Genomic DNA, 22,810 nt, shown 5'->3' on the forward strand with positions numbered 1-22,810 from the left:
GAAAACCTCTCACACCCTCATCCAGCTTCGCCAGCACCGCAGCCTGTGCCTCGTCAGCGCACGACTGCCGGGCTGAATCGCGGCACCTCGTCCCGGCTGTAGAGCCACCCCCATTCGAACCACCGGCAGGCCGCCTTTTTCCGGCCACGACAATAAGGATTCCGCCCATGAGCATGCTCAAAGACCCGTCTTCGAAATACCGCGCCTTCCCGACCATCAACCTGCCGGATCGCACCTGGCCGTCGAAGACCATCACCGCCGCGCCGATCTGGTGCAGCTCCGACCTGCGCGACGGCAACCAGTCGCTGATCGAGCCGATGGACGCGGTCAAGAAGCTGCGCTTCTGGAAAACCCTGGTCGCGGTGGGCGTGAAGGAAATCGAAGCGTCGTTCCCGGCCGCGTCGCAGACCGACTTCGATTTCGTGCGCACCCTCATCGAGGAAGGCCACATCCCGGACGACACCACCATCCAGGTGCTGACCCAGGCCCGTGAAGACCTGATCGCCCGCACGTTCGAATCCCTGCGTGGCGCGAAAAAAGCCATCGTCCACCTGTACAACGCCACCTGCCCGTCGTTCCGCCGCATCGTGTTCAACCAGGACAAGGAAGGCGTGAAGGAAATCGCGGTGAACGCAGCCAAGCTGTTCGTCAAATACGCCGCCCAGCAGCCGGAAACCCAGTGGCAGTTCGAGTATTCGCCAGAGACTTTCAGCGCCACCGAGCTGGAATTCGCCAAGGAAGTCTGCGACGCCGTGATCGAAGTGTGGAACCCGACTCCGGAGCGCAAGGTGATCCTCAACCTGCCGGCCACCGTGGAAGTCGCCACCCCGAACATCTACGCCGACCAGATCGAGTGGTTCCACCGCAACATCACCCGTCGTGACAGCGTGCTCATCAGCCTGCACACCCACAACGACCGTGGCACCGGCGTGGCCGCTACCGAGCTGGGCCTGATGGCCGGCGCCGACCGTGTCGAAGGCTGCCTGTTCGGCAACGGCGAACGCACCGGCAACGTCGACCTGGTAACCGTGGCGCTGAACCTCTACACCCAGGGCATCAACCCCGGGCTGGACTTCTCCGACATCGACGGCGTGCGCAAAGTGGTCGAGGAATGCAACCAGATCCCGGTGCACCCGCGTCATCCGTACGTCGGCGACCTGGTTCACACCGCGTTCTCGGGCTCGCACCAGGATGCGATCCGCAAAGGTTTTGCCCAGCAGAAATCGGACACCCTGTGGGAAGTGCCGTACCTGCCAATCGACCCGGCCGACATCGGCCGCAGCTACGAGGCAGTGATTCGTGTGAACAGCCAGTCGGGCAAGGGCGGCATCGCCTACCTGCTGGAGCAGGAATACGGCATCAGCCTGCCCCGTCGCATGCAGATCGAGTTCAGCCAGGTGGTGCAGCGCGAAACCGATCGCCTGGGCCTGGAAATGACCGCCCAGCAGATCCACGCCCTGCTGCAGCGTGAATACCTGCAAGCCAACACCCCGTACGCGCTGGTCAGCCATCGCCTGCAGGAAGAAAACGGCAACAGCGCCGTGGAAGTGGAAGTGGCGAGCAAGGGCCAGGGCGAGACCAACCTGCACTGGCGCGGCCGAGGCAACGGCGCCCTGGAAGCACTGGTGGCTGGCCTGCCGATTCCGGTGGAGATCATGGACTACAACGAACACGCCATCGGCGCCGGCACCAACGCCAAGGCGGCGGCGTACATCGAACTGCGAGTCAACGGCGAGCGCGCGGTGCATGGTGTGGGCATCGATGAGAACATCACCACCGCGAGCTTCAAGGCGCTGTTCAGTGCGCTGAACCGTTCGCTGAGCCAGCCAGAGGCCAAGGCGGCTTGATCCAAGGCTGAAATGCAAAAAGGCCCTGGGGTGTGAACCTCAGGGCCTTTTTTGTTTGGCTGATGGTTTTGTGCGGCCTGTCAGGGCCTCATCGCGAGCAAGCTCGCTCCCACATTGGTATCTGTGTCCGCCGCAATTCCCTTGTGGGAGCGAGCTTGCTCGCGATGGCGGCCTGTCAGACAACCAAAATGTCAGGCATGGGTATCGATCGAAATAGTCATCGCCTGCAACAGCGCGGCCTGCAAGGTTTGCAAAGTCGCCTGGGTCGCCATGATCTGGGTCTGGATCGCCATGGTTTCCTGGGCTTTCTGCTCTTCATCGGCCCGGCTTTTTTGCACGCGGGCTAGCTGGGCTTGCTGCTCGGCCAGCAACTTCTGGGTCTGTTCGATCTGCTTCTTCAGTTGCTCGATGACATCGCCGGTGCCGCTGCTGCCACCCGCACCAGCGATATTCGCGCCGCTGGTGTCGACTGCCAGTTTCTTGTCTTTGTCTTCGCTGCTGTCAGTCGATGCCACTGGGCTGACTGCTTTCTCTTCTTCAGCCCCGCGGATGGAGACCTTTGGGGCCGACAATGGATAAGGGTTAACGGTGGTTGCGCTGATACTGGTCATAGGGACTCCTCCTTGGCTGACCCGTTATCGGCACGCAACACCTTTCCTTGAGGCTGAATCGTTTCAATAAATGAATTCGAAGCGATCGGCATCCAGGCTCGCCGGAAACCGCGTGCGATACGCGGCCAGATCCGCCGCCTTCAAACACACCCTGAACACGCCATCGGCTTCGCCAGCGCTGAGCAAGCTCTCCCCCTGGAAATCCAGTACCTGGCTGTCCCCGGTGTAGGCGAAGCCCTTGCCATCGGTGCCCACACGGTTGACCGCCGCCACGTAGCACAGGTTTTCGATCGCCCGGGCCGGCAACAGCCGATTCCAGTGCTGTCGCCGCGCCCCGGGCCAGTTGGCGGTGTACAACAGCAGGTCGGTGTCCTCGGCATCACGGCTCCACGCCGGGAAGCGCAGGTCGTAGCAGATCAACGGCCGGATCCGCCAGCCCTGGAGTTCGAACAGCACCTGCTGGTCACCCGGTGTGTAGTGGTTATGCTCGCCGGCCATGCGGAACAGATGGCGCTTGTCGTAATGCAGCACTTCACCGTCCGGCCGCGCCCACAGCAAGCGATTGCGATGGCTGCCGTCGCCGGCCTGGATGATCACGCTACCGGTGATCACCGCGTCCAGTTTCGCCGCCTGCTCCTTGAGCCAACGGCTGGTGGGCCCGTGTTCAGGCTCCGCCAGGGTCTCGGACTCCATGGAGAAACCGGTGGTGAACATTTCCGGGAGGATGATCAGGTCAGCCCCGCGCGCCTGTTCGAGCAGCGCTTCGAAATGTTCCAGGTTGGCCTCGCGGTCATGCCAGGCCAAGGTGGTCTGGACCAGGGCAATGTCGAGGTCCGGCAACGCGCTCATATCACGCATAGTTTTTCCGCCGCTTCGCGCAGCGTCTCCTCGCGGTTGGCAAAGCACAGGCGCACCAGGCGCTGGCCTTGCGGTGGGTCCTGGTAGAAGACCGAGATCGGAATGGTCGCCACGCCGTGTTCGCGGGTCATCCACAGCGCCATGTCGACGTCATTCAGGTCCGGGCGAATCTGGGAGTAATCCACCAGTTGAAAATACGTGCCGGTCACGCGCTTGAAACTGAACCGCGACGGGGCCAGCAAATCGCAAAACAGGTCACGCTTGGCCTGGTAGAAGTCCGGCAGTTCGTCGACGTGTTCCGGATGCTCGGCCATGAAGTCAGCCAGGGCGTACTGCAACGGCGTCACGCCGCAGAAGCTGACGTACTGGTGCACCTTGCGCAGCTCTGCGGTCAGCGCCGCTGGCGCCACCACGTAGCCGGTTTTCCAGCCGGTGACGTGGTAGGTCTTGCCGAACGAACTGACGACGAAGGCGCGGCGGTACAGCTCTTCATGGGCCAGGACACTGGCATGGGCGACGCCGTCGAACACCAAGTGCTCATAAACCTCGTCGCTGACCAGATAGATGTCGCGGTCGCGAATCAGCGCCGCCAATTGATCCAGTTCGGCGCGGCTGATCAGGGCGCCGCTAGGGTTGTGCGGCGAATTGAGGATGATCATGCGCGTGCGCGGGCTCAAGGCTTCGCCGAGTTTCTCGAAGTCGATGGCGAAGTCATCCAGGCCCAATGGCACATGCACGCAACGCCCCCCGGCCAATTGCACGGAAGGCTCGTAACTGTCGTAGCTGGGGTCGAAGACGATCACTTCGTCACCGCTGTGGACCACCGCTGCGATGGCGCAGAAAATCGCCTGGGTCGCTCCAGGGGTCACGGTGACTTCCTGGTCGGCATCGACATTGGCGCCGTAGCTGCGGGCGATCTTCGCTGCGATCTGCTGGCGCAGCGCCGGCAGGCCGGTCATGGGTGAATATTGGTTGTGGCCTTGGGCGATGTGCCGACCGACCGCATCGCGCAAGGCCTGCGGACCATCGAAATCGGGAAACCCCTGGGACAGGTTCAACGCGCCCGTTTGCGCGGCGAGCTGGGACATCTGTGTGAAAATCGTGATGCCGACGTTCGGCAACTTGCTGGTGATCATGGAGGGTCCCTGCTCTGCACCCGGCTCTGGCGCGGCGCGGGAGAGCTCGAGGATAGCCCAATCGCCGGGCATGAAAAAGGGTGCCGCCAAGGGCACCCTTTTCTTGTCACCGAATCGCAGGAAAACTCTGTGGCGAGGGAGCTTGCTCCCGCTGGGCTGCGAAGCAGCCCCTGTGTTTCATCTGATGCACTGCGGTGGCAGGTACATCTTTGGGGCTGCTGCGCAGCCCAGCGGGAGCAAGCTCCCTCGCCACAAAAGCGGTCCTGAGTCAGCGCTTGTCGCGGCGCTTCTTGTCGGCCTTCTTGTGGTGCGACATCAAGCGGCGCTTCTTGTTGACCTGGCGGTCGGTGAGCGTGTTCTTGTTGCCTTCGTACGGGTTCTCGCCGCCCTTGAACTCGATGCGGATCGGCGTGCCGACCAGCTTCAGGACGCGACGGTAGGTGTTCTCCAGGTAGCGAACGTACGACTTGGGCACCTTCTCGATCTGGTTACCGTGGATCACGATAATCGGCGGGTTGGCACCGCCCAAGTGGGCGTAGCGCAGCTTGATCCGACGGTTGTTGACCATCGGTGGCGCGTGCTCGCCGACCGCATCTTCGAGGATCTGGGTCAGGCGGTTCGTCGGCCAGCGAGTGACCGCCGACTTGAACGAGTTCTGCACCGAAGCGTAGAGGTTGCCCACGCCCGTGCCGTGCAAGGCCGAGATGAAGTGGATGTCGGCGAAGTCGACGAAGAACAGCCGACGCTGGAGTTCGACTTTCACAAAGTCGCGCTCGCTCGGCGTCATGCCGTCCCACTTGTTGATCGCGATGACCAATGCACGACCGGCTTCCAGGGCAAAGCCCAGCAGGTTCAAGTCGTGGTCGACCACACCCTCGCGGGCGTCCATCACGAAGATCACCACGTTGGCGTCTTTGATCGCCTGCAGCGTCTTGACCACGGAGAACTTTTCAACTTCTTCGTGGATCTTGCCGCGCTTGCGCACACCGGCGGTGTCGATCAGCGTGTACTTCTCTTCATTACGCTCGAAGGGAATGTAGATGCTGTCACGGGTGGTGCCGGGCTGGTCGTAGACGATGACCCGGTCTTCGCCGAGCATGCGGTTGACCAGGGTCGACTTGCCCACGTTCGGGCGGCCGATGATGGCGATCTTGATCCCGTCTGTTTCGCTCGGGCCCGGAATGCGCCTGGCTTCCTCGCCTTCGGCAACGACCTCTTCTTCGCCGTCTTCCGGCTCTTCGGCGTCGTCCTTGGGGAAACTCTCCAGGGCAATTTCCAGCATCTGGGTGATGCCGCGACCGTGGGCGCCGGCGATCGGGATCGCCTGGCCCATGCCCAACGGTGCGAACTCGGCGCGAGCCATGTCCGGGTCGATGTTGTCGACCTTGTTGGCGACCACGTAGGAACGCTTGTTACGCTTGCGCAAATGCTCGGCGATCATCTGGTCGGCGGCGGTAAAGCCGGCCTTGGCGTCTACCAGGAACAGCACCACATCGGCTTCTTCGATGGCGAGCAGCGACTGCTCGGCCATTTTTTCGTCCATGCCGTGTTCATCACCGGAGATGCCGCCGGTGTCGACCAGAATATAGGTACGCCCTTGCCACTTGGCCTCACCGTATTGGCGATCACGGGTCAGACCGGACAAGTCGCCGACAATGGCGTCGCGAGTCCTGGTCAGGCGGTTGAACAAGGTGGACTTGCCGACGTTCGGTCGGCCCACCAGGGCGATTACGGGAACCATGCGGCTCTCCACTTCGTTATTTCAGAAAATACAAAAGCCGCTGCGAGGCAGCGGCTGGTGCTCGGGGCCAACCTGTAGGAGCGGGCTTGCTCGCGAATGCGGTGGCCCAATGAGATGGATGTCAACTGATCCACCGCTTTCGCGAGCAAGCCCGCTCCCACATGAATGAAGCCGCTTGGGAATTAACCCAAGCATAGTCTTACTTGATGGTCAGGGCTTCCAGTTTGCCGCTGTTGCCATACACATAGATCATGTTGCCCACCACCAGCGGACGGGCACGCAGGCCGTCGCTGTCGATGCGCTCACGGCCGACGAAACGACCGTCCACCTGGCTGAGCAGGTGCAGGTAACCTTCCAGGTCACCCACTGCGACGTAGCTGGAGAACACTTCCGGGGCCGACAGTTGACGACGGGCCAGGGAGTCGTTGCTCCACAATGCGGTGGTGGAACGCTCGTCAACGCCTTCGACGGTACCCGAGGACAGGCTCACGTAGACGCTGCCAAAGCCCTGGGCGACACCGGCGTAGCTGGACGCATCGCGCTGCCACAGCGGACGACCGCTTTCCAGGTCCAGTGCCGCGACGCGACCCTGGTAGCTGGCGACGTACAGCGTACCGCCGGACAGCAGCAAGCCGCCGTCGATGTCGACCACACGCTCCAGTTCCGAACGACCTTGCGGGATCGCTACGCGCTGTTCCCACACCGGCACGCCGTTGGAAATATCCAGGGCAACCACTTTACCCGTCGACAAGCCAGCCACCGCCAGGCGGTTGGTAACGATCGGCGCACTGGTGCCACGCAGGGTCAGTACCGCCGGGGTGCTGTCGTACAACCAGCGCTGGTTGCCGGTGGCGGCATCCAGGCCGATCAGACGGTCATCCTGGGTCTGCACCACCACCACGTCACCGTTGGTGGCGGGCGGTGCGAGCACTTCGCTGGTCACGCGGGCGCGCCATTTCTCTTCACCGCTGCTCGCGTCCAGGGCGACGATCTCACCCTTGAGCGTGCCGATCATGACCAGGCCGTAACCCACGCCAACGGCGCCGGAAACAGGCAGTTCAAGGTCCTTTTCCCATTTGACGTCACCGTTGGTGCGGTCCATCGCCATCACCACGCCGGTGACGTCGCCTGCATAGATAGTGTCGCCGTCGATGGCCGGCACCAGCATGTTGTAGGTTTCACCCTGGCCATCGCCGATGGAGCGGCTCCATTGCTTCTGCAGCACGACTTCTTCTTTGAAGTCGGTCAGTTCGGCCGGTGGCAGTTCTTTCTTGCTGTTGCTGCTGCAACCCGCGGCCAGAATGGCCAGGGCCAGCAATGCTGCATGTTTCCAACGAATCACGTCACGCATCCCCTTTGGCCAGGTCGTCCAGCTTGATTTGCAGGCCACCGACCGCGGCTTCATCCGACAGCGCAGCCTTGGCTTTTTGGTAGGCCGCATGGGCCTCATCGGCACGACCCAGCTGTACCAGCAGGTCGCCCTTGAGTTCTTCGCGAGTCGCCAGGAACGCCTTGTCGGCATCGCCGTCGAGCAGCTTCAAGGCGTCTTCGGCCTTGTTCTGCGCCGCCAGCACCTGCGCCAGGCGCTGACGCGCCACTTCGCCCAGGGTCGGGTTGACCGGCTTGTCGACGATGGCTTTCAGCTCGGTGGCCGCGTCGTCCAGCTTGCCGCTGTCCACCGCCACCTTGGCCACGCACAGGCGACCGTATTGGGCGTAGGCAGTGCCGCCGAATTCCTTGTCCAGCTTGCCGGCCAGGTCCGCCACGCGGGCCGCGTCAGGCTTGCCGTCCGGGGTCAGGGTGGTTTCCAGCAATTGCTGGTAGAGCACCGAGGCGCCTTGCGACTGGTTGCTCTGGTATTTCTGGTAGGCCTGCCAGCCGAACACGATGACCAGCGCCAACAGGCCGCCAGTGACCAGCGGCTTGCCGTTGCGCGTCCACCAGTCCTTCAAATCCGCCAGCTGTTCATCTTCGGTACTCGACACCCCAATACTCCTCAATCGCTAAATCGGCTGTTTGACAGCTTCAACCCTGCACGACGCAGGTGGCCAGGTGTGCAGCAAGCGCATCCCAGGCAATGCTTTGTTGTTCGCCCTGGCCACGCAGGGGTTTGAAACCTACCACTTGTTGGGCCAGTTCGTCGTCACCGAGGATCAGTGCGTACAGCGCACCGCTCTTGTCGGCCTTCTTGAATTGGCTCTTGAAGCTGCCGGCGCCGGCGTTGATCTGCAGGCGCAGGTTGGGCAACTGGTCACGGATCCGCTCGCTCAGGGCCAGGGCGGCCAGTTCGGCGGCCTCGCCAAAGGCGCACAGGTAGACGTCGACCTGACGGGACAGCTCTTCGGGCACTTTATCCAGCGCCTCAAGCATCAGCACCAGGCGCTCGATGCCCATGGCAAAGCCCACGCCCGGGGTCGGCTTGCCGCCCATCTGCTCCACCAGCCCGTCGTAGCGGCCACCGGCACAGACGGTGCCTTGGGCGCCGAGCTTGTCGGTGACCCACTCGAACACGGTCTTGCTGTAGTAATCCAGGCCACGGACCAACTTGGGGTTGATCACGTAGGGAATGCCCACGGCGTCGAGGCGTGCCTTCAGCCCCTCGAAGTGCGCACGGGATTCGTCGTCGAGGTAGTCGGCCATTTTCGGCGCGTCCACCAGGATCGCTTGGGTCTCGGCGTTCTTGGTGTCGAGCACGCGTAGTGGATTGGTCTTCAAGCGGCGCTGGCTGTCTTCGTCCAGCTTGTCGAGGTGGGCGGACAGAAACTCCACCAACGCTTCACGGTAGCGGCCACGGGACTCGCTGGTGCCCAGGCTGTTGAGCTCGAGCTTGACCGCGTCACGCAGCCCCAGCTCGCCCCACAGGCGCCAGGTCATGACGATCAGCTCGGCGTCGATGTCCGGGCCGTCGAGGTTGAACACTTCGAGGCCGATCTGGTGGAACTGGCGATAACGGCCTTTCTGCGGGCGCTCGTGACGGAACATCGGGCCGATGTACCAGAGTTTCTGCACCTGGCCGCCGCCGGTGATGCCGTGTTCGAGCACCGCCCGCACGCAGGCCGCCGTGCCTTCGGGGCGCAAGGTCAGGGAATCGCCGTTGCGGTCGTCGAAGGTGTACATCTCTTTTTCGACGATATCGGTCACTTCACCGATGGAGCGCTTGAACAGCTCGGTGAACTCGACGATCGGCATGCGGATCTGCCGGTAACCGTAGTTATCCAGCAGGCGCGCCACGGTGCCCTCGAAATAGCGCCACAGGGGCGTCTGCTCGGGCAGGATGTCGTTCATGCCACGAATGGCTTGCAGAGACTTGCTCACGTGTATTCCTTAATCTTTCGACTTAACCGCGCGCGATGACCGCTGCGTCGGCTTCGACCTTTTCGGCCGCTTTCTGGCGAATCAGCCGTTCCAGCTCATCCACCAGATTGTCATTCGTCAGTTTCTGCGACGGCTTGCCGTCGATGTAAATCAGGTTCGGCGTACCGCCCGTCAGGCCGATATGGGCCTCCTTGGCTTCACCCGGCCCGTTGACCACGCAACCAATCACCGCGACATCCAGCGGCACCAGCAGGTCCTCAAGGCGCCCTTCCAGTTCGTTCATGGTCTTGACCACATCGAAGTTCTGCCGCGAGCAACTCGGGCAGGCGATAAAGTTGATGCCACGGGAACGCAGGTGCAGGGACTTGAGAATGTCGTAGCCGACTTTCACTTCCTCGACCGGGTCAGCCGCCAACGAGATGCGGATGGTATCGCCAATCCCTTCGGCGAGCAGCATACCGAGGCCGACGGCGGATTTCACCGTGCCCGAGCGCAACCCACCGGCTTCGGTGATGCCCAGGTGCAGCGGCTGGACAATTTCCTTGGCCAGCAGACGGTAGGCTTCGACGGCCATGAACACGTCGGAAGCCTTCACGCTGACCTTGAAGTCCTGGAAATTCAGGCGTTCGAGGTGCTCCACATGGCGCAGCGCCGATTCCACCAGCGCCGCCGGGGTCGGTTCGCCGTATTTCTTTTGCAGGTCTTTTTCCAGGGAACCGGCGTTCACGCCGATACGGATCGGGATGCCCCGGTCGCGCGCGGCATCCACCACGGCACGCACACGGTCTTCGCGACCGATGTTGCCCGGGTTGATGCGCAGGCAATCGACGCCCAACTCGGCCACGCGCAAGGCAATGCGGTAGTCGAAGTGGATGTCGGCGACCAAGGGGACCTTGACCAGTTGCTTGATCTTGCCGAACGCCTCGGCGGCGTCCATGTCCGGCACCGATACCCGCACGATGTCGACACCGGCGGCTTCCAGGCGGTTGATCTGGGCGACCGTGGCGGCCACGTCGTTGGTGTCGCTGTTGGTCATGCTCTGCACAGCGATTGGCGCATCGCCGCCCACGGGCACGTTACCGACCCAGATTTTCCGGGATTCGCGACGCTTGATTGGAGATTCGCCGTGCATGACTTATTGACCCAACTTCAGGCGAGCGGTCTCGCCACTGGTGAACGGAGCGATGTCGACTGGCTGGCCGTTGTAGCTGACCTGCGCGCCACGGGCATAACCCAGGCGTACGGCAAACGGCGGCCTGCCGTTGACGGCCGTGCTGTCGCCCTTGCGCTTCAGGCCACTGAACAGCACCTTGCCGTTGCCGTCGGTGATTTGCGTCCAGCAGTCGGCAGTGAACTGGATTTGTACCTGGCCGTCACCGGGTGCAGGCGCCGGGGCCGCTGGGGTTGCAGGAGCAGCCGGTACGCTCGGAGCCGCAACGGGTGGCGCTGGCGTGGCGGGAACCGGCGCGGGCGCCGCCGGGGCGGCGGGAACAGCCGGCACGCTGCCAGCGTGGGCCGGCGCGGTCGGTGCGGCCGGCGCAGGAGCTGCTGCCGGAGCGGATGGCCCGGTCGGCTCGGCGCCAGCGGTAGCATCGGCTTCGCCGTTATCCTGGCCTTGAGGCAACGCCAGGGCGGTTTCGCCTTCGGCCTGGCCTTCGACAACCGCCTGGTCTTCCGGCTCGTCCAATGGATGGATCTGGGTGGTGCCGTCAGCGCCCTCAACTTCGACGTGCTCGGGGTTCATGGCGACCGGCTCCTTGTTGCGCAAGGAAGCCTGGTCCTGCCACCAGACAAAACCGCCACCAATCACCGCAATCAGCAGCAACAGGCTGACAATGCGCAAAATGGTATGGGAAACGCGAACCGGCTCCTCGATGCGCCCCAGGCTGTGCACGTTGCTGCCCTGGGCATCGGAACCGGTGTATTGATCGAATTGCTGGACCAGTACGGTCTGGTCCATGCCGAGCAGCTTGGCATAGGCGCGGATATAGCCGCGGGCGAAGGTGTGCCCAGGCAGCTTGTCGAACGCGCCCGCTTCCAGATTGCCCAGGGAAGCCACGGTGAGATTGAGCTTGAGGGCCACTTCGGCCAGCGACCAACCATTGCTTTCGCGGGCTTGACGCAGGGTCTCACCGGGATTTACGCGAGTCGCTGCTACAACTTCGGGATGCGCCGCTTTCATCATTGCTCCGACAGGTATTGCTGATATTCCGGCGTACCGGGATAGAGTCTTTTGAGTTGCAAGCCGTAGCTTGCAGCTTTGTCGCGATCTTCAAACACATGTGCCAGCCGAACGCCGAGCAATAGACTACGTGCATTTTGCTCACTCAGCAGGCTAAAACGCTCGTAGTAGTCACGCGCGGGCACATAATGCCTGTCTTCGTAGGACAACTCAGCCATTTCCAGCAGCGCCCGCGGTTGCTGGCGATTGAGCCGTAGCGCCTTTTCCAACTGCTGGCGGGCCAGGTCACGCTGGCCGAGCTGCGCGGCGGTCATGCCGAGGTTCTCGAACACCCGCGAACGCTCAGGGTAAAGGGTATCGGCGGCAGCCTGCTCGAAGCGCTCGTAGGCTTCCTTGTAGCGTTTCTGCTCGAAAAGAAAGCTGCCGTAGTTGTTCAGGATCCGTGCGTCTTGCGGCCGGCCAGACAGCGCCTTGCGAAAATGCTGGTCGGCCAGTTCCGGCTCCATTTCGGCCTGGAATACCAGGGCCAGGGCCGCGTTGGCATCCGGGTCGGAATCGTCCAGCTCCAGGGCTTTCTTGAGCGGTACCTTGGCCCGTTCGGTCATGCCCTGTTGCAGGTAGCCGATGCCCAGTTGCACATAGGCCACACGTGCCTCGTCGCGCCCTTTGCTGGTCTTCATCGGGTTGTAGTCACCCGACAGGACACAACCGGAACAAAGGCCGGCCAACAGCAAAACGAGCGCGAAGCGCAGGGACATAGAGATCCTCTCTTAGTGACTGTTCGCAGCGTTTTGCACCGCATCGTCCGCGGCGTTCAACTCACGCACGGCAATGTAGCGTTCGCTGCGACGGGTGCGATCCAGCACCTGTCCTACCAATTGGCCACAAGCGGCGTCGATGTCTTCGCCGCGGGTGGTGCGCACGGTGACATTGAAGCCAGCGTGGTGAAGCTGATCCTGGAAGCGACGAATCGCGTTGTTGCTCGGACGCTCGTACCCGGAATGCGGGAACGGGTTGAACGGGATCAGGTTGATCTTGCACGGGATGTTCTTGAGCAGCTCGATCATCTCGACCGCGTGTTCGACCTTGTCGTTCACATCCTTGAGCAGCGTGTACTCGATGGTCAGCACGCGCTTTTCGCCCAGGGACGACATGTAGCGCTGGCACGACTCGAGCAGCATCTTAAGCGGATATTTCTTGTTGATCGGCACCAATTGGTTACGCAATGCGTCATTGGGTGCGTGCAGCGACAACGCCAGGGAGACGTCGATGTGCTTGGCCAGCTCATCGATCATCGGCACCACGCCGGAGGTGGACAGGGTCACGCGGCGCTTGGAAATGCCGTAGCCCAGGTCATCCATCATCAGGTGCATGGCGGAAACGACGTTGCCGAAGTTCAGCAGCGGCTCACCCATGCCCATCATCACCACGTTGGTGATGGCACGATCGACGGTCGCCGGGACGCTGCCAAAGGATTTGTTGGCAATCCACACCTGGCCGATCACTTCGGCGGCGGTGAGGTTGCTATTGAAGCCTTGCTTGCCGGTGGAGCAGAAACTGCAATCCAGGGCACAGCCCGCCTGGGACGAAACGCACAAGGTGCCGCGTTTGCCCTGGGGAATGTAGACGGTCTCGACGCAGCTGCCGGACGCCACGCGCACCACCCACTTACGGGTGCCGTCGCTGGAGATGTCCTCGCTGACCACTTCGGGGCCGCGAATCTCGGCAACAGCCTTGAGCTTTTCGCGCAGGGCCTTGCCGACATTCGTCATGGCGTCGAAGTCGTCGACGCCAAAGTGGTGAATCCATTTCATCACCTGACCGGCACGGAAACGCTTCTCCCCGATCGAGTCGAAGAATTTCTCCATTTCCGGCTGGGTCAGCCCCAGCAGATTGGTTTTAACAGTCGATGTAGTCATGGATTCACCTTCACTCTTAAGCCAATGCTTAGCGAGCGGTTACTTCAGTAGCAGCGAAAAAGTAAGCGATTTCGCGAGCAGCGGCGGCTTCGGAGTCCGAACCGTGGACGGCGTTGGCGTCGATGGATTCAGCGAAGTCAGCACGGATGGTGCCGGCAGCAGCTTCTTTAGGGTTGGTAGCGCCCATCAGCTCACGGTTGCGAGCGATAGCGTTTTCGCCTTCCAGCACCTGAACGACAACCGGACCGGAAGTCATGAAGGCAACCAGCTCACCGAAGAAACCGCGCTCGCTGTGCTCAGCGTAGAAGCCTTCGGCTTCGGCCTTGGACAGTTGCTTCATTTTCGAAGCTACAACGCGCAGGCCAGCGTCTTCGAAGCGGGTAACGATCTTGCCGATCACGTTTTTAGCAACGGCGTCAGGCTTGATGATGGAGAAAGTACGTTGAACAGCCATGGTGTAACTCCAGAAACGGTAATTTGCGAAAAATTAAACCCGCGAATTATACGCGGGTTCAGGGGTATTGCCTAACCTGCCAGGTCGATCAGTCGATTTCTTCGATCCAGAGCGCCTGGACCGCTTCCAAGACCTTCTCGCCGCAACGGCCAGAGGTACTGTCGAAATCGGGAAGCTCCATGATCCAGTGCTGCAGATCGACAAAATTAACGGTCAACGGATTCACGTCCGGCTTGGCTTCGGCCAACTCTTCTGCGATGCGTTGTACATCATTCCAACCATAGCTCATGACAGTGTCACCATCAGTGCGGCGCTTCGGCCGCATGGTTAAGCGAATATTTCGGGATTTCGACGGTCAGGTCTTCGGTGCCGACGATGGCTTGGCAGCTCAGGCGCGATTGTGCCTCCAGCCCCCAGGCCCGATCGAGGAAGTCTTCTTCCAACTCGTCTGCCTCTTCCAGCGAATCGAAGCCCTCACGAATGATGCAATGGCACGTCGTGCAAGCACAGACGCCGCCACAGGCACTCTCTATCTCAATATGGTGCTCATGGGCCAGTTCGAGAATGGAAATCCCGGGCTCGGCCTCCACGACCATGCCCTCCGGACAGAACTTCTCGTGGGGCAGAAAAATCACCTGCGGCATCAGTTATTCCTCGATTTCATTCAGGTTGCGCCCCGCCAGGGCGGCTTTCACCGTCGAGTCCAGGCGGCGGGCAGCAAAGGCATCGGTGACCTGCGACAGACGCTTGGTCTGCTGCTCGATGGCATAACCATCGGTGCCTTTGATCAATTCGGACAATTCCTGCAACTGCAGCTCGATGACCATGCGCTCTTCAGCGTCGAGCAACCGGTCGCCGTCGGCCTCAAGGGCACCTTGCACGGCTTCGATCAGGCGCTGGCCGTCGACCTGTTGCTCGCGCAGTACACGGGCGACCTTGTCGTCGCTGGCGTGCTGGAAGGAATCCTTCAGCATCTTGGCGATTTCGCCGTCGGTCAGGCCATAGGACGGCTTGACCTGGATGCTCGCTTCCACGCCCGAACCCAGTTCGCGGGCAGAAACATTGAGCAAGCCGTCGGCGTCGACCTGGAAGGTCACGCGGATTTTCGCCGCACCGGCAACCATGGCCGGGATGCCGCGCAATTCGAAGCGGGCCAGGGAGCGGCAGTCGCTGATCAGTTCACGTTCGCCTTGCAGCACGTGAATCATCATGGCCGACTGGCCGTCTTTATAGGTGGTGAAGTCCTGGGCGCGGGCAACCGGGATGGTGGTGTTGCGTGGAATCACCTTCTCCATCAGCCCGCCCATGGTTTCCAGCCCCAGGGACAACGGAATCACGTCGAGCAACAGCAATTCGCCGCCGTCACGCTTGTTGCCGGCCAGGGTATCGGCCTGGATCGCGGCGCCGATGGCCACCACCTGGTCCGGGTCGATTTCGGTCAGCGGCTGGCGGCCAAAGGCCTCGGCAACGGCTTCGCGAACCCGAGGCACGCGGGTCGAACCACCGACCATGACCACGGCCTTGACGTCTTCCAGCTCCACGCCGGAATCACGCACGGCCCGGCGGCAGGCCTTGAGGCTACGGGCGACCATGGGTTCGATCAGGGCATCGAAGGCTTCGCGGGTCAGCGCGGCTTTCCACTCGCCATAAGCCACTTCAACGGTGGCGGCGTCGGTCAAGGCTTCCTTGGCGGCGCAGGCGGTTTGCAGCAGGTGGCGTTGCGCACCCGGGTCGAGGTCGGCGGACAAGCCCGCCTGCTCGATGATCCAGCCAGCGATGGCATGGTCGAAGTCATCGCCGCCCAGGGCACTGTCGCCACCGGTGGCCAGGACTTCGAAGACACCGCCGGTCAGGCGCAGGATCGAAATATCGAACGTACCACCGCCCAGGTCGTAGATGGCGACCAGGCCTTCGGCATGCTGGTCCAGGCCATACGCGACCGCCGCAGCGGTCGGCTCGTTGAGCAGGCGCAGCACGTTCAGGCCGGCCAGCTTGGCCGCGTCCTTGGTGGCTTGGCGCTGGGCGTCGTCGAAATAGGCCGGGACGGTGATGACCGCACCCACCAACTCACCACCCAACGCCGCTTCGGCGCGCTGGCGCAGGACCTTGAGGATGTCGGCGGAAACCTCGACCGGGCTTTTCGGGCCCTGCACGGTTTCGATGAACGGCATATGGGACTCGCCACCGACGAAGCGGTACGGCAGCTGGTCGCCCAATTGCTTGACGTCGGACAGGCCACGACCCATCAAGCGCTTGACCGAGACAATGGTGTTCAAGGGGTCAGTGGCGGCGGCCAGCTTGGCCGACTCGCCCACTTCGACGCGGTCGGCGTGATAACGCACGGCGGACGGCAGGATCACCCGTCCCTGCTCGTCGGCCAGCGGTTCGGAAAGACCGCTGCGCAAGGCAGCGACCAGGGAATTGGTGGTACCCAAGTCGATCCCGACAGCCAGGCGACGCTGGTGCGGTTGTGGACTTTGGCCGGGTTCGGCGATCTGCAGTAGGGCCATCGTAATCAGGACTTATCTGTAATCAGGCGTGCGACCGGAGCGGCACTGGGTTAATCGTCGAGGCGCTCTTCTAACTGGCGCACTTCGTAGGTGAGCTTGTCGAGGAACTGCATGCGCCGCATCAGGCGCTCGGCCTGTTCGCGCTGCGCGGCATCGTTCCAGCAGGCTGCGAAGCTGTCGTTCAGTGTTTGCTGGGCGTCTTTCAAGCGGCGCTTGAATACCGCGACACCGGCCAGGTCGGCGCTGTCCTGCAGGTCCTCGAGCTCTTCGCGCCATTGCATCTGCTGCAACAGAAACTCGGGATCATGGACCGTGACCTCCAGCGGCAACTCATGGCCGCTGATGGCGAGCAGGTAACGCGCGCGCTTGGCCGGGTGCTTGAGCGTCTGGTAAGCCTCGTTGAGGTTCGCCGACTGCTCGAGCGCCCGCCGCTGCTCCGCCTCGGAAGCATCGGCAAAGCGGTCGGGATGGACGCCACGGGCCAGCTCAAGGTAACGCGCGGACAACTGCTCGAGATCCAGCTGGAACGCCGGCTGCATCTGGAACAACGCAAAATGACAAGGAGTACCCACAAGCCGCCTCAGATGTTGAAGCTTTCGCCGCAGCCACATTCACCGCGCACGTTGGGGTTGTTGAACTTGAAGCCTTCGTTCAACCCTTCCTTGACGAAATCCAGCTCGGTGCCGTCCAGGTACGTCAGGCTTTTCGGGTCGATGATCACTTTCTGACCATGACTCTCGAACACCTGATCGTCTTCGCCCACTTCGTCGACGAATTCCAGTACATAGGCGAGGCCAGAACAGCCCGTGGTGCGAACACCCAGGCGGATACCCTCGCCCTTGCCGCGCCCCGCAAGGGAGCGCTGGATATGGTTAGCTGCCGCTTCTGTCATCTGGATAGCCATGGAAAACTCCTTACCGTAACGCGGATCAGATCAAGCCTTTCTTCTGCTTGTAATCGCGAACGGCGGCCTTGATGGCGTCTTCGGCGAGTACCGAGCAGTGGATCTTCACTGGCGGCAGGGCCAGTTCTTCGGCCAGCTGGGTGTTCTTGATGGTTTCGGCTTCATCAAGGGTCTTGCCCTTCATCCACTCGGTGGCCAGGGAGCTGGACGCGATGGCGGAACCGCAGCCATAGGTCTTGAACTTGGCATCTTCGATGATGCCTTGCTCGTTGACCTTGATCTGCAGGCGCATCACGTCGCCGCAAGCCGGAGCGCCGACCATGCCGGTGCCGACATCAGGATCCTGCGCGTCCATCTTGCCGACGTTGCGCGGGTTCTCGTAGTGGTCGATGACCTTTTCGCTATATGCCATTTGCTTCAATCCTCATCAGTGGAGCCGCTCTGGTGGCGACTTCTCAGTGCGCCGCCCATTCGATTTTCGAGATGTCGACGCCGTCTTTGTACATGTCCCACAGCGGCGACAGAGCGCGCAGCTTGGTAACGGCCTCGCAGACTTTCTGCGCGGCGTAATCGATTTCTTCTTCGGTGGTGAAACGGCCGAAGGTGAAGCGGATCGAGCTGTGGGCCAGTTCGTCGTTGCGGCCCAGGGCGCGCAGTACGTACGAAGGCTCCAGCGACGCCGAGGTGCACGCCGAACCGGACGACACGGCCAGATCCTTGAGCGCCATGATCAGCGACTCGCCTTCAACGTAGTTGAAGCTCAGGTTCAGGTTGTGCGGTACGCGGGCGGGCAGGCTGCCGTTGACGTAGAGTTCTTCGAGGTGCTCGACCTGCTTGAAGAAACGGTCGCTCAGGGCCTTGATGCGTACGGTCTCGGCGGCCATGTCTTCCTTGGCCACACGGAAGGCTTCGCCCATGCCGACGATCTGGTGGGTCGCCAGGGTGCCGGAACGCATGCCACGCTCGTGACCGCCGCCGTGCATGGTCGCTTCGAGGCGAACACGCGGCTTGCGGCTGACGTACAGGGCGCCGATGCCTTTAGGGCCATAAGTCTTGTGGGCCGAGAACGACATCAGGTCGACTTTCAGCTTGGACAGGTCGATGTCGACCTTGCCGGTGGACTGTGCGCCGTCGACGTGGAACAGGACGCCCTTGGAACGGGTCAGTTCGCCGATGGCGGCGATGTCGTTGACAGTGCCGATTTCGTTGTTCACGTGCATGATCGAGACCAGGATGGTGTCGTCGCGCAGGGCGGCTTCGATCATGGCCGGGGTGATGATGCCGTCTTCACCAGGCTCGATGTAGGTGACTTCGAAGCCTTCACGCTCCAGTTGGCGCATGGTGTCCAGGACAGCCTTGTGCTCGATCTTGGAGGTGATCAGGTGCTTGCCCTTGGTGTGGTAGAAATGCGCGACACCCTTGATTGCCAGGTTGTCGGATTCGGTGGCACCGGAGGTCCAGACGATTTCACGCGGGTCGGCGTTGACCAGGTCGGCGACCTGGCGACGGGCGTTTTCCACCGACTCTTCAGCCTTCCAGCCGAACACGTGGGAACGGGACGCCGGGTTGCCGAAGTTTCCGTCGACCAGCAGGCATTCACTCATTTTTTGCGCAACACGCGGATCAACCGGGGTGGTCGCTGAGTAATCAAGGTAAATCGGCAATTTCATGGACTCTCTCCTAAATCAGGCTGGCTGGCGTTCCGCGTGCTCTGCGGCGGTCATTCGACGGCGGACGCTTCAATCTTGTCCAGGTGCAGCGTCTTGCTATTGCAACGGCGCTGGTCCTGACGCTGGGCTACTTCTTGCACCTCACGGCGAGTTACAAGGTCAGCCAAGCTGATACCGCTTAGAAATTCGTGGATCTGCAGGCTGAGGTCGCACCACAAGTGGTGGGTCAGGCAAGTATCGCCGCCATGGCAGTCGCCAAGGCCCTGGCATTTGGTCGCATCGACCGATTCGTTCACTGCATCGATCACCTGGGCGACCTGGATGCCCTGCATGTCGCGCGACAGCTGGTAGCCGCCGCCGGGGCCGCGAACGCTGGAGACCAGGTTGCTACGGCGCAGCTTGGCGAACAGCTGTTCAAGGTAGGACAGGGAAATGCCCTGGCGCTCGGAGATATCGGCCAGGGACACCGGCCCGTGCTGCGCATGCAATGCCAGATCCAGCATTGCGGTCACGGCGTATCGGCCTTTTGTAGTCAGTCGCATGGACAATTACCACGGAGTTCGGAATGGGGGCGAGTATGCAATTCCCGAGTATTTAAGTCAAGTATAAGACCTAGTGCTTTACTCGGGTTTACCCGCGAAAGAGCGCGCGAATGATAGCAAAGGTAGGCGGCTAACGACCAGCTATACCGCTTTATCGTTCATCGCGAGCAAGCTCGCTCCCACAAGGGTCCATTGGTGAACGCACAATGGGTGTACGACGCCGATCCCCTGTGGGAGCGAGCTTGCTCGCGATGAAGCCTGCCGGATATCAGCTGGCCTGGCTCTCATCCTTGTCCTTCACACAAGCAAAGTCTTCCTCGCGCAGTTCAGGCAGGTCCTTGGCACAGTAATTACTGCCCAAGTCCTTCAGGGCGCCGCACATCCCCTCCAGGCGCCCATCGACGGCTTGCAGGTGATCGAGCAACTGGTTGATGGCGCGGGCGACTGGGTCGGGCATGTCTTCGCCGACACCGTAGGCGTCGAAGCCGATCTTCTCGGCCATGGCCTTGCGGCGGGCGTCCTGCTCGTCGTCGGACTTGACGATGCTCCGCCCCGGAATGCCCACCACGGTCGCGCCCGGCGGCACAGCCTTGGTCACCACGGCGTTGGAACCGACTTTCGCCCCCGCCCCGACCGTGAACGGCCCGAGCACCTTGGCGCCGGCACCGACCACCACGCCGTCTTCCAGCGTCGGGTGGCGCTTGCCTTTGTTCCAACTGGTGCCGCCGAGGGTCACGCCCTGGTAGAGCGTCACGTCGTCGCCGATCTCGGCGGTTTCACCGATGACGATGCCCATGCCATGGTCGATGAAGAAGCGGCGACCGACCTTGGCACCCGGGTGGATCTCGATCCCGGTCAGCCAGCGGCCGAAGTTCGAGACCAGCCGCGCCCACCACTTCCAGCCCATGCCCCACAAAGCCCCGGACAGGCGATGGATCCAGATGGCGTGCATGCCCGGGTAGCAGGTCAGCACTTCAAAGGCATTCCGCGCCGCCGGGTCACGATGGAAAACACTTTGGATATCTTCACGCAAACGTTCGAACATTTTATTTCTTCCGCTTAATCAGCTCGCCACGGGCCGCTTTCTGGGTTTCCGTGAGGATGCCGCGCAATATATTCATCTCCGCCCGGCTCACCGAGCTTCGTCCGTACAACCGACGCAGGCGCGCCATCAAGTGCCGCGGCTTTTCCGGGTCGAGGAATTCGATGTCCACCAGGGTCTGCTCCAGGTGTTCAAAGAATCGCTCCAACTCGTCCATGGTCGCCAGTGTCTCACTGCGCGGCGACGTCACCTCGGTTTTTTCGACTTTGCTGGGCCTGCCTTCGGCCGCCAGCCAAGCCATGCGCACTTCATAGCTCAACACCTGCACCGCCGCCCCCAGGTTCAAGGAACTGAACTCGGGGTCGGAAGGGATATGCACGTGAAAGTGACATCGCTGCAGCTCGTCGTTGGTCAGGCCGGAGTCTTCACGGCCGAACACCAGGGCGATCTCGAAGCCTTGCGCGGCCTCCTCGCCCACTTTGGTGCCGCATTCGCGGGGGTCGAGCAGCGGCCAGGGGATGCGGCGGTCGCGGGCGCTGGTGCCGAGCACCAGGTTGCACCCCACCCGGGCATCTTCCAGGGTGGCGACGACCTGGGCGTTGGCGAGGATGTCACCGGCGCCGGAGGCCCGGGCATCGGCTTCGTGATGGGGAAACAAGCGCGGCTCGACCAGCACCAGGCGCGACAGGCCCATGTTCTTCATGGCCCGCGCAGCTCCGCCGATGTTACCCGGATGGCTGGTATTGACCAGGACGACACGAATGTTCTGCAACAAGGGAGGCGCTCTCGAACACGATAAAGGGAGCAAATCTTACCTAAGCACCTACCGTTAAGCTATGAAAGCGAACCCCAACCTTCTCCTGAGAAAACTTTCTGATAGAATGCGCGGCTTTCTTTAACAACCTTAGGTGACACATCCATGCAGCCCATGCTGAATATCGCGCTGCGCGCCGCCCGCAGCGCCAGTGAACTGATCTTCCGCTCCATCGAGCGCCTGGATACCATCAAGGTCGATGAAAAAGACGCCAAGGACTACGTGTCCGAGGTCGATCGCGCCGCCGAGCAGAAAATCGTCGACGCCCTGCGCAAGGCTTACCCAAACCACTCCATCCTCGGTGAAGAGACCGGCATGCACGCCGGTACTGGCATCGAAGGCGAAGAGTACCTGTGGATCATCGATCCGCTGGACGGCACCACCAACTTCCTGCGCGGCATTCCTCACTTTGCGGTCAGCATCGCCTGCAAATACCGTGGCCGCCTGGAACACGCCGTCGTGCTGGACCCGGTTCGCCAGGAAGAATTCACCGCCAGCCGTGGCCGTGGCGCCCAACTGAACGGTCGTCGCCTGCGCGTCAGCGGCCGCACCAGCCTGGACGGCGCCCTGCTGGGTACCGGCTTCCCGTTCCGTGATGACCAGATGGATAATCTGGACAACTACCTGGGCATGTTCCGCGCCCTGGTCGGCCAGACCGCCGGCATCCGCCGCGCCGGTGCCGCGAGCCTGGACCTGGCTTATGTGGCGGCTGGCCGTTTCGATGCGTTCTGGGAGTCGGGCCTGTCCGAGTGGGACATGGCTGCGGGCGCCCTGTTGATCCAGGAAGCCGGCGGCTTGGTGAGCGACTTCACCGGCGGCCATGATTTCCTTGAGAAAGGCCACATCGTTGCCGGCAACACCAAATGCTTCAAGGCTGTGCTGACGGCTATCCAGCCGCACTTGCCGGCTTCGTTGAAGCGTTAAGTCGCCCGGCTAGAAAAAAGCACCTTTCGGGGTGCTTTTTTTATGCCTGTTTCACACCACCCAGCCCAGAGGCGGACATTGTGGCGAGGGAGCTTGCTCCCGCTCGGTTGCGCAGCGACCGCAAGATCTTGGGTCTGCTGCGCAGCCCAGCGGGAGCAAGCTCCCTCGCCACAATGGATTACACCTTGGACATGGATGCAGGCTGAGCCACCGCTTTCGCGAGCAAGCTCGCTCCCACAAGGAGATTTGGGGTAGGCATAAGATTGAGGTGGTCAACTTTTTCCGGACACCTCAATCGGTGTTTTCAGGCTGTTTGCCGCTCGTACTGATTGGGCGGCAAA

Annotated in this window: 24 protein-coding genes; 2 read left to right on the plus strand and 22 right to left on the minus strand. The window is 61.8% G+C overall.

What is annotated here, in order from left to right; translation table 11 throughout:
* Positions 1 to 167: 167 nt before the first annotated feature.
* Positions 168 to 1,847 carry a 2-isopropylmalate synthase gene (gene leuA, locus HGO40_RS20585; RefSeq protein ID WP_250964525.1) on the plus strand — a complete coding sequence of 560 codons (1,680 nt, stop codon included), beginning with the start codon at positions 168 to 170 and terminating at the stop codon, positions 1,845 to 1,847.
* Between the two features lie 191 nt (positions 1,848 to 2,038).
* On the opposite strand, the gene HGO40_RS20590 is transcribed toward leuA, so the two are convergent.
* From HGO40_RS20590 to trmJ, 22 genes are all read right to left on the minus strand, one after another.
* On the minus strand, positions 2,039 to 2,458 hold the full coding sequence (locus HGO40_RS20590) for a hypothetical protein (protein WP_207966513.1): 420 nt from the start codon (positions 2,456 to 2,458) through the stop codon (positions 2,039 to 2,041).
* A gap of 63 nt (positions 2,459 to 2,521) precedes the next feature.
* Positions 2,522 to 3,316, minus strand: coding sequence for an amidohydrolase (locus HGO40_RS20595; protein WP_250964526.1), 795 nt, complete (start codon positions 3,314 to 3,316; stop codon positions 2,522 to 2,524).
* Positions 3,304 to 4,452, minus strand: coding sequence for a pyridoxal phosphate-dependent aminotransferase (locus tag HGO40_RS20600; protein ID WP_250964527.1), 1,149 nt, complete (start codon positions 4,450 to 4,452; stop codon positions 3,304 to 3,306). Before HGO40_RS20600 ends, HGO40_RS20595 begins: the two co-directional genes overlap by 13 nt.
* Positions 4,453 to 4,720: 268 nt before the next feature.
* Positions 4,721 to 6,193, minus strand: a complete 1,473-nt coding sequence (der, locus tag HGO40_RS20605; RefSeq protein ID WP_250964528.1) for a ribosome biogenesis GTPase Der — start codon at positions 6,191 to 6,193, stop codon at positions 4,721 to 4,723.
* 199 nt (positions 6,194 to 6,392) lie between these two features.
* Positions 6,393 to 7,544 (minus strand): outer membrane protein assembly factor BamB, encoded by a 1,152-nt coding sequence (gene bamB, locus HGO40_RS20610; RefSeq protein WP_053118636.1) that lies wholly within the window; start codon positions 7,542 to 7,544, stop codon positions 6,393 to 6,395.
* A complete protein-coding gene (locus HGO40_RS20615; protein WP_250964529.1) occupies positions 7,537 to 8,178 on the minus strand; it encodes a YfgM family protein in 642 nt (213 codons plus the stop codon). Before HGO40_RS20615 ends, bamB begins: the two co-directional genes overlap by 8 nt.
* A 40-nt stretch (positions 8,179 to 8,218) precedes the next feature.
* Positions 8,219 to 9,508, minus strand: coding sequence for a histidine--tRNA ligase (hisS, locus tag HGO40_RS20620; RefSeq protein ID WP_250964530.1), 1,290 nt, complete (start codon positions 9,506 to 9,508; stop codon positions 8,219 to 8,221).
* Between the two features lie 22 nt (positions 9,509 to 9,530).
* A complete protein-coding gene (gene ispG, locus HGO40_RS20625; protein WP_003185136.1) occupies positions 9,531 to 10,640 on the minus strand; it encodes a flavodoxin-dependent (E)-4-hydroxy-3-methylbut-2-enyl-diphosphate synthase in 1,110 nt (369 codons plus the stop codon).
* A gap of 3 nt (positions 10,641 to 10,643) precedes the next feature.
* Positions 10,644 to 11,690, minus strand: coding sequence for a RodZ domain-containing protein (locus tag HGO40_RS20630; RefSeq protein WP_250964531.1), 1,047 nt, complete (start codon positions 11,688 to 11,690; stop codon positions 10,644 to 10,646).
* Positions 11,690 to 12,448 (minus strand): type IV pilus biogenesis/stability protein PilW, encoded by a 759-nt coding sequence (gene pilW / locus HGO40_RS20635; protein WP_053118628.1) that lies wholly within the window; start codon positions 12,446 to 12,448, stop codon positions 11,690 to 11,692. Before pilW ends, HGO40_RS20630 begins: the two co-directional genes overlap by 1 nt.
* Before the next feature lie 12 nt (positions 12,449 to 12,460).
* Positions 12,461 to 13,609, minus strand: a complete 1,149-nt coding sequence (gene rlmN, locus HGO40_RS20640; RefSeq protein ID WP_250964532.1) for a dual-specificity RNA methyltransferase RlmN — start codon at positions 13,607 to 13,609, stop codon at positions 12,461 to 12,463.
* Between the two features lie 28 nt (positions 13,610 to 13,637).
* Positions 13,638 to 14,063 (minus strand): nucleoside-diphosphate kinase, encoded by a 426-nt coding sequence (ndk, locus tag HGO40_RS20645; RefSeq protein ID WP_003185145.1) that lies wholly within the window; start codon positions 14,061 to 14,063, stop codon positions 13,638 to 13,640.
* An 88-nt stretch (positions 14,064 to 14,151) separates the two neighbouring features.
* Positions 14,152 to 14,352, minus strand: coding sequence for a Fe-S cluster assembly protein IscX (gene iscX / locus HGO40_RS20650; RefSeq protein WP_250964533.1), 201 nt, complete (start codon positions 14,350 to 14,352; stop codon positions 14,152 to 14,154).
* Between the two features lie 13 nt (positions 14,353 to 14,365).
* Entirely contained in the window at positions 14,366 to 14,707 is a 342-nt protein-coding gene (gene fdx / locus HGO40_RS20655) for an ISC system 2Fe-2S type ferredoxin (RefSeq protein ID WP_039592120.1), read from the minus strand.
* A gap of 3 nt (positions 14,708 to 14,710) precedes the next feature.
* Positions 14,711 to 16,573, minus strand: coding sequence for a Fe-S protein assembly chaperone HscA (gene hscA / locus HGO40_RS20660; protein WP_250964534.1), 1,863 nt, complete (start codon positions 16,571 to 16,573; stop codon positions 14,711 to 14,713).
* A 50-nt stretch (positions 16,574 to 16,623) separates the two neighbouring features.
* Positions 16,624 to 17,145 carry a co-chaperone HscB gene (hscB, locus tag HGO40_RS20665; protein WP_250964535.1) on the minus strand — a complete coding sequence of 174 codons (522 nt, stop codon included), beginning with the start codon at positions 17,143 to 17,145 and terminating at the stop codon, positions 16,624 to 16,626.
* Between the two features lie 8 nt (positions 17,146 to 17,153).
* A complete protein-coding gene (gene iscA, locus HGO40_RS20670) occupies positions 17,154 to 17,477 on the minus strand; it encodes an iron-sulfur cluster assembly protein IscA (protein ID WP_003185155.1) in 324 nt (107 codons plus the stop codon).
* Between the two features lie 25 nt (positions 17,478 to 17,502).
* Entirely contained in the window at positions 17,503 to 17,889 is a 387-nt protein-coding gene (gene iscU / locus HGO40_RS20675; RefSeq protein ID WP_003185157.1) for a Fe-S cluster assembly scaffold IscU, read from the minus strand.
* A gap of 43 nt (positions 17,890 to 17,932) precedes the next feature.
* Positions 17,933 to 19,147 (minus strand): IscS subfamily cysteine desulfurase, encoded by a 1,215-nt coding sequence (locus HGO40_RS20680; RefSeq protein ID WP_250964536.1) that lies wholly within the window; start codon positions 19,145 to 19,147, stop codon positions 17,933 to 17,935.
* Between the two features lie 50 nt (positions 19,148 to 19,197).
* A complete protein-coding gene (gene iscR / locus HGO40_RS20685) occupies positions 19,198 to 19,689 on the minus strand; it encodes a Fe-S cluster assembly transcriptional regulator IscR (protein WP_018611583.1) in 492 nt (163 codons plus the stop codon).
* A gap of 268 nt (positions 19,690 to 19,957) precedes the next feature.
* Positions 19,958 to 20,734, minus strand: coding sequence for a serine O-acetyltransferase (gene cysE, locus HGO40_RS20690; protein ID WP_250964537.1), 777 nt, complete (start codon positions 20,732 to 20,734; stop codon positions 19,958 to 19,960).
* 1 nt (position 20,735) lies between these two features.
* On the minus strand, positions 20,736 to 21,506 hold the full coding sequence (gene trmJ / locus HGO40_RS20695) for a tRNA (cytosine(32)/uridine(32)-2'-O)-methyltransferase TrmJ (protein WP_250964538.1): 771 nt from the start codon (positions 21,504 to 21,506) through the stop codon (positions 20,736 to 20,738).
* Between the two features lie 144 nt (positions 21,507 to 21,650).
* Between trmJ and suhB the strand changes: the two genes are divergently transcribed.
* Complete coding sequence (gene suhB, locus HGO40_RS20700; RefSeq protein WP_003185165.1) at positions 21,651 to 22,469, plus strand: type III secretion system regulator SuhB; 819 nt, start codon at positions 21,651 to 21,653, stop codon at positions 22,467 to 22,469.
* Positions 22,470 to 22,810: the final 341 nt, after the last annotated feature.

This window comes from Pseudomonas sp. CG7, from assembly GCF_023701885.1.
In the GTDB taxonomy this organism is placed as follows: Bacteria; Pseudomonadota; Gammaproteobacteria; order Pseudomonadales; family Pseudomonadaceae; genus Aquipseudomonas; species Aquipseudomonas zanjanensis.

Bases quoted from the DNA above. Each gene is read 5' to 3' on its own strand.
- iscR (WP_018611583.1), bottom strand. From the start codon at position 19,689: ATGCGACTGACTACAAAAGGCCGATACGCCGTGACCGCAATGCTGGAT.
- cysE (WP_250964537.1), bottom strand. From the start codon at position 20,734: ATGTTCGAACGTTTGCGTGAAGATATCCAAAGTGTTTTCCATCGTGAC.
- ndk (WP_003185145.1), bottom strand. From the start codon at position 14,063: ATGGCTGTTCAACGTACTTTCTCCATCATCAAGCCTGACGCCGTTGCT.
- hscA (WP_250964534.1), bottom strand. From the start codon at position 16,573: ATGGCCCTACTGCAGATCGCCGAACCCGGCCAAAGTCCACAACCGCAC.
- ispG (WP_003185136.1), bottom strand. From the start codon at position 10,640: ATGCACGGCGAATCTCCAATCAAGCGTCGCGAATCCCGGAAAATCTGG.
- bamB (WP_053118636.1), bottom strand. From the start codon at position 7,544: ATGCGTGACGTGATTCGTTGGAAACATGCAGCATTGCTGGCCCTGGCC.
- pilW (WP_053118628.1), bottom strand. From the start codon at position 12,448: ATGTCCCTGCGCTTCGCGCTCGTTTTGCTGTTGGCCGGCCTTTGTTCC.
- iscX (WP_250964533.1), bottom strand. From the start codon at position 14,352: ATGAGCTATGGTTGGAATGATGTACAACGCATCGCAGAAGAGTTGGCC.
- rlmN (WP_250964532.1), bottom strand. From the start codon at position 13,609: ATGACTACATCGACTGTTAAAACCAATCTGCTGGGGCTGACCCAGCCG.
- HGO40_RS20595 (WP_250964526.1), bottom strand. From the start codon at position 3,316: ATGCGTGATATGAGCGCGTTGCCGGACCTCGACATTGCCCTGGTCCAG.
- fdx (WP_039592120.1), bottom strand. From the start codon at position 14,707: ATGCCGCAGGTGATTTTTCTGCCCCACGAGAAGTTCTGTCCGGAGGGC.
- HGO40_RS20680 (WP_250964536.1), bottom strand. From the start codon at position 19,147: ATGAAATTGCCGATTTACCTTGATTACTCAGCGACCACCCCGGTTGAT.
- HGO40_RS20590 (WP_207966513.1), bottom strand. From the start codon at position 2,458: ATGACCAGTATCAGCGCAACCACCGTTAACCCTTATCCATTGTCGGCC.
- suhB (WP_003185165.1), top strand. From the start codon at position 21,651: ATGCAGCCCATGCTGAATATCGCGCTGCGCGCCGCCCGCAGCGCCAGT.
- der (WP_250964528.1), bottom strand. From the start codon at position 6,193: ATGGTTCCCGTAATCGCCCTGGTGGGCCGACCGAACGTCGGCAAGTCC.
- iscA (WP_003185155.1), bottom strand. From the start codon at position 17,477: ATGGCTATCCAGATGACAGAAGCGGCAGCTAACCATATCCAGCGCTCC.
- HGO40_RS20600 (WP_250964527.1), bottom strand. From the start codon at position 4,452: ATGATCACCAGCAAGTTGCCGAACGTCGGCATCACGATTTTCACACAG.
- iscU (WP_003185157.1), bottom strand. From the start codon at position 17,889: ATGGCATATAGCGAAAAGGTCATCGACCACTACGAGAACCCGCGCAAC.
- leuA (WP_250964525.1), top strand. From the start codon at position 168: ATGAGCATGCTCAAAGACCCGTCTTCGAAATACCGCGCCTTCCCGACC.
- HGO40_RS20630 (WP_250964531.1), bottom strand. From the start codon at position 11,690: ATGAAAGCGGCGCATCCCGAAGTTGTAGCAGCGACTCGCGTAAATCCC.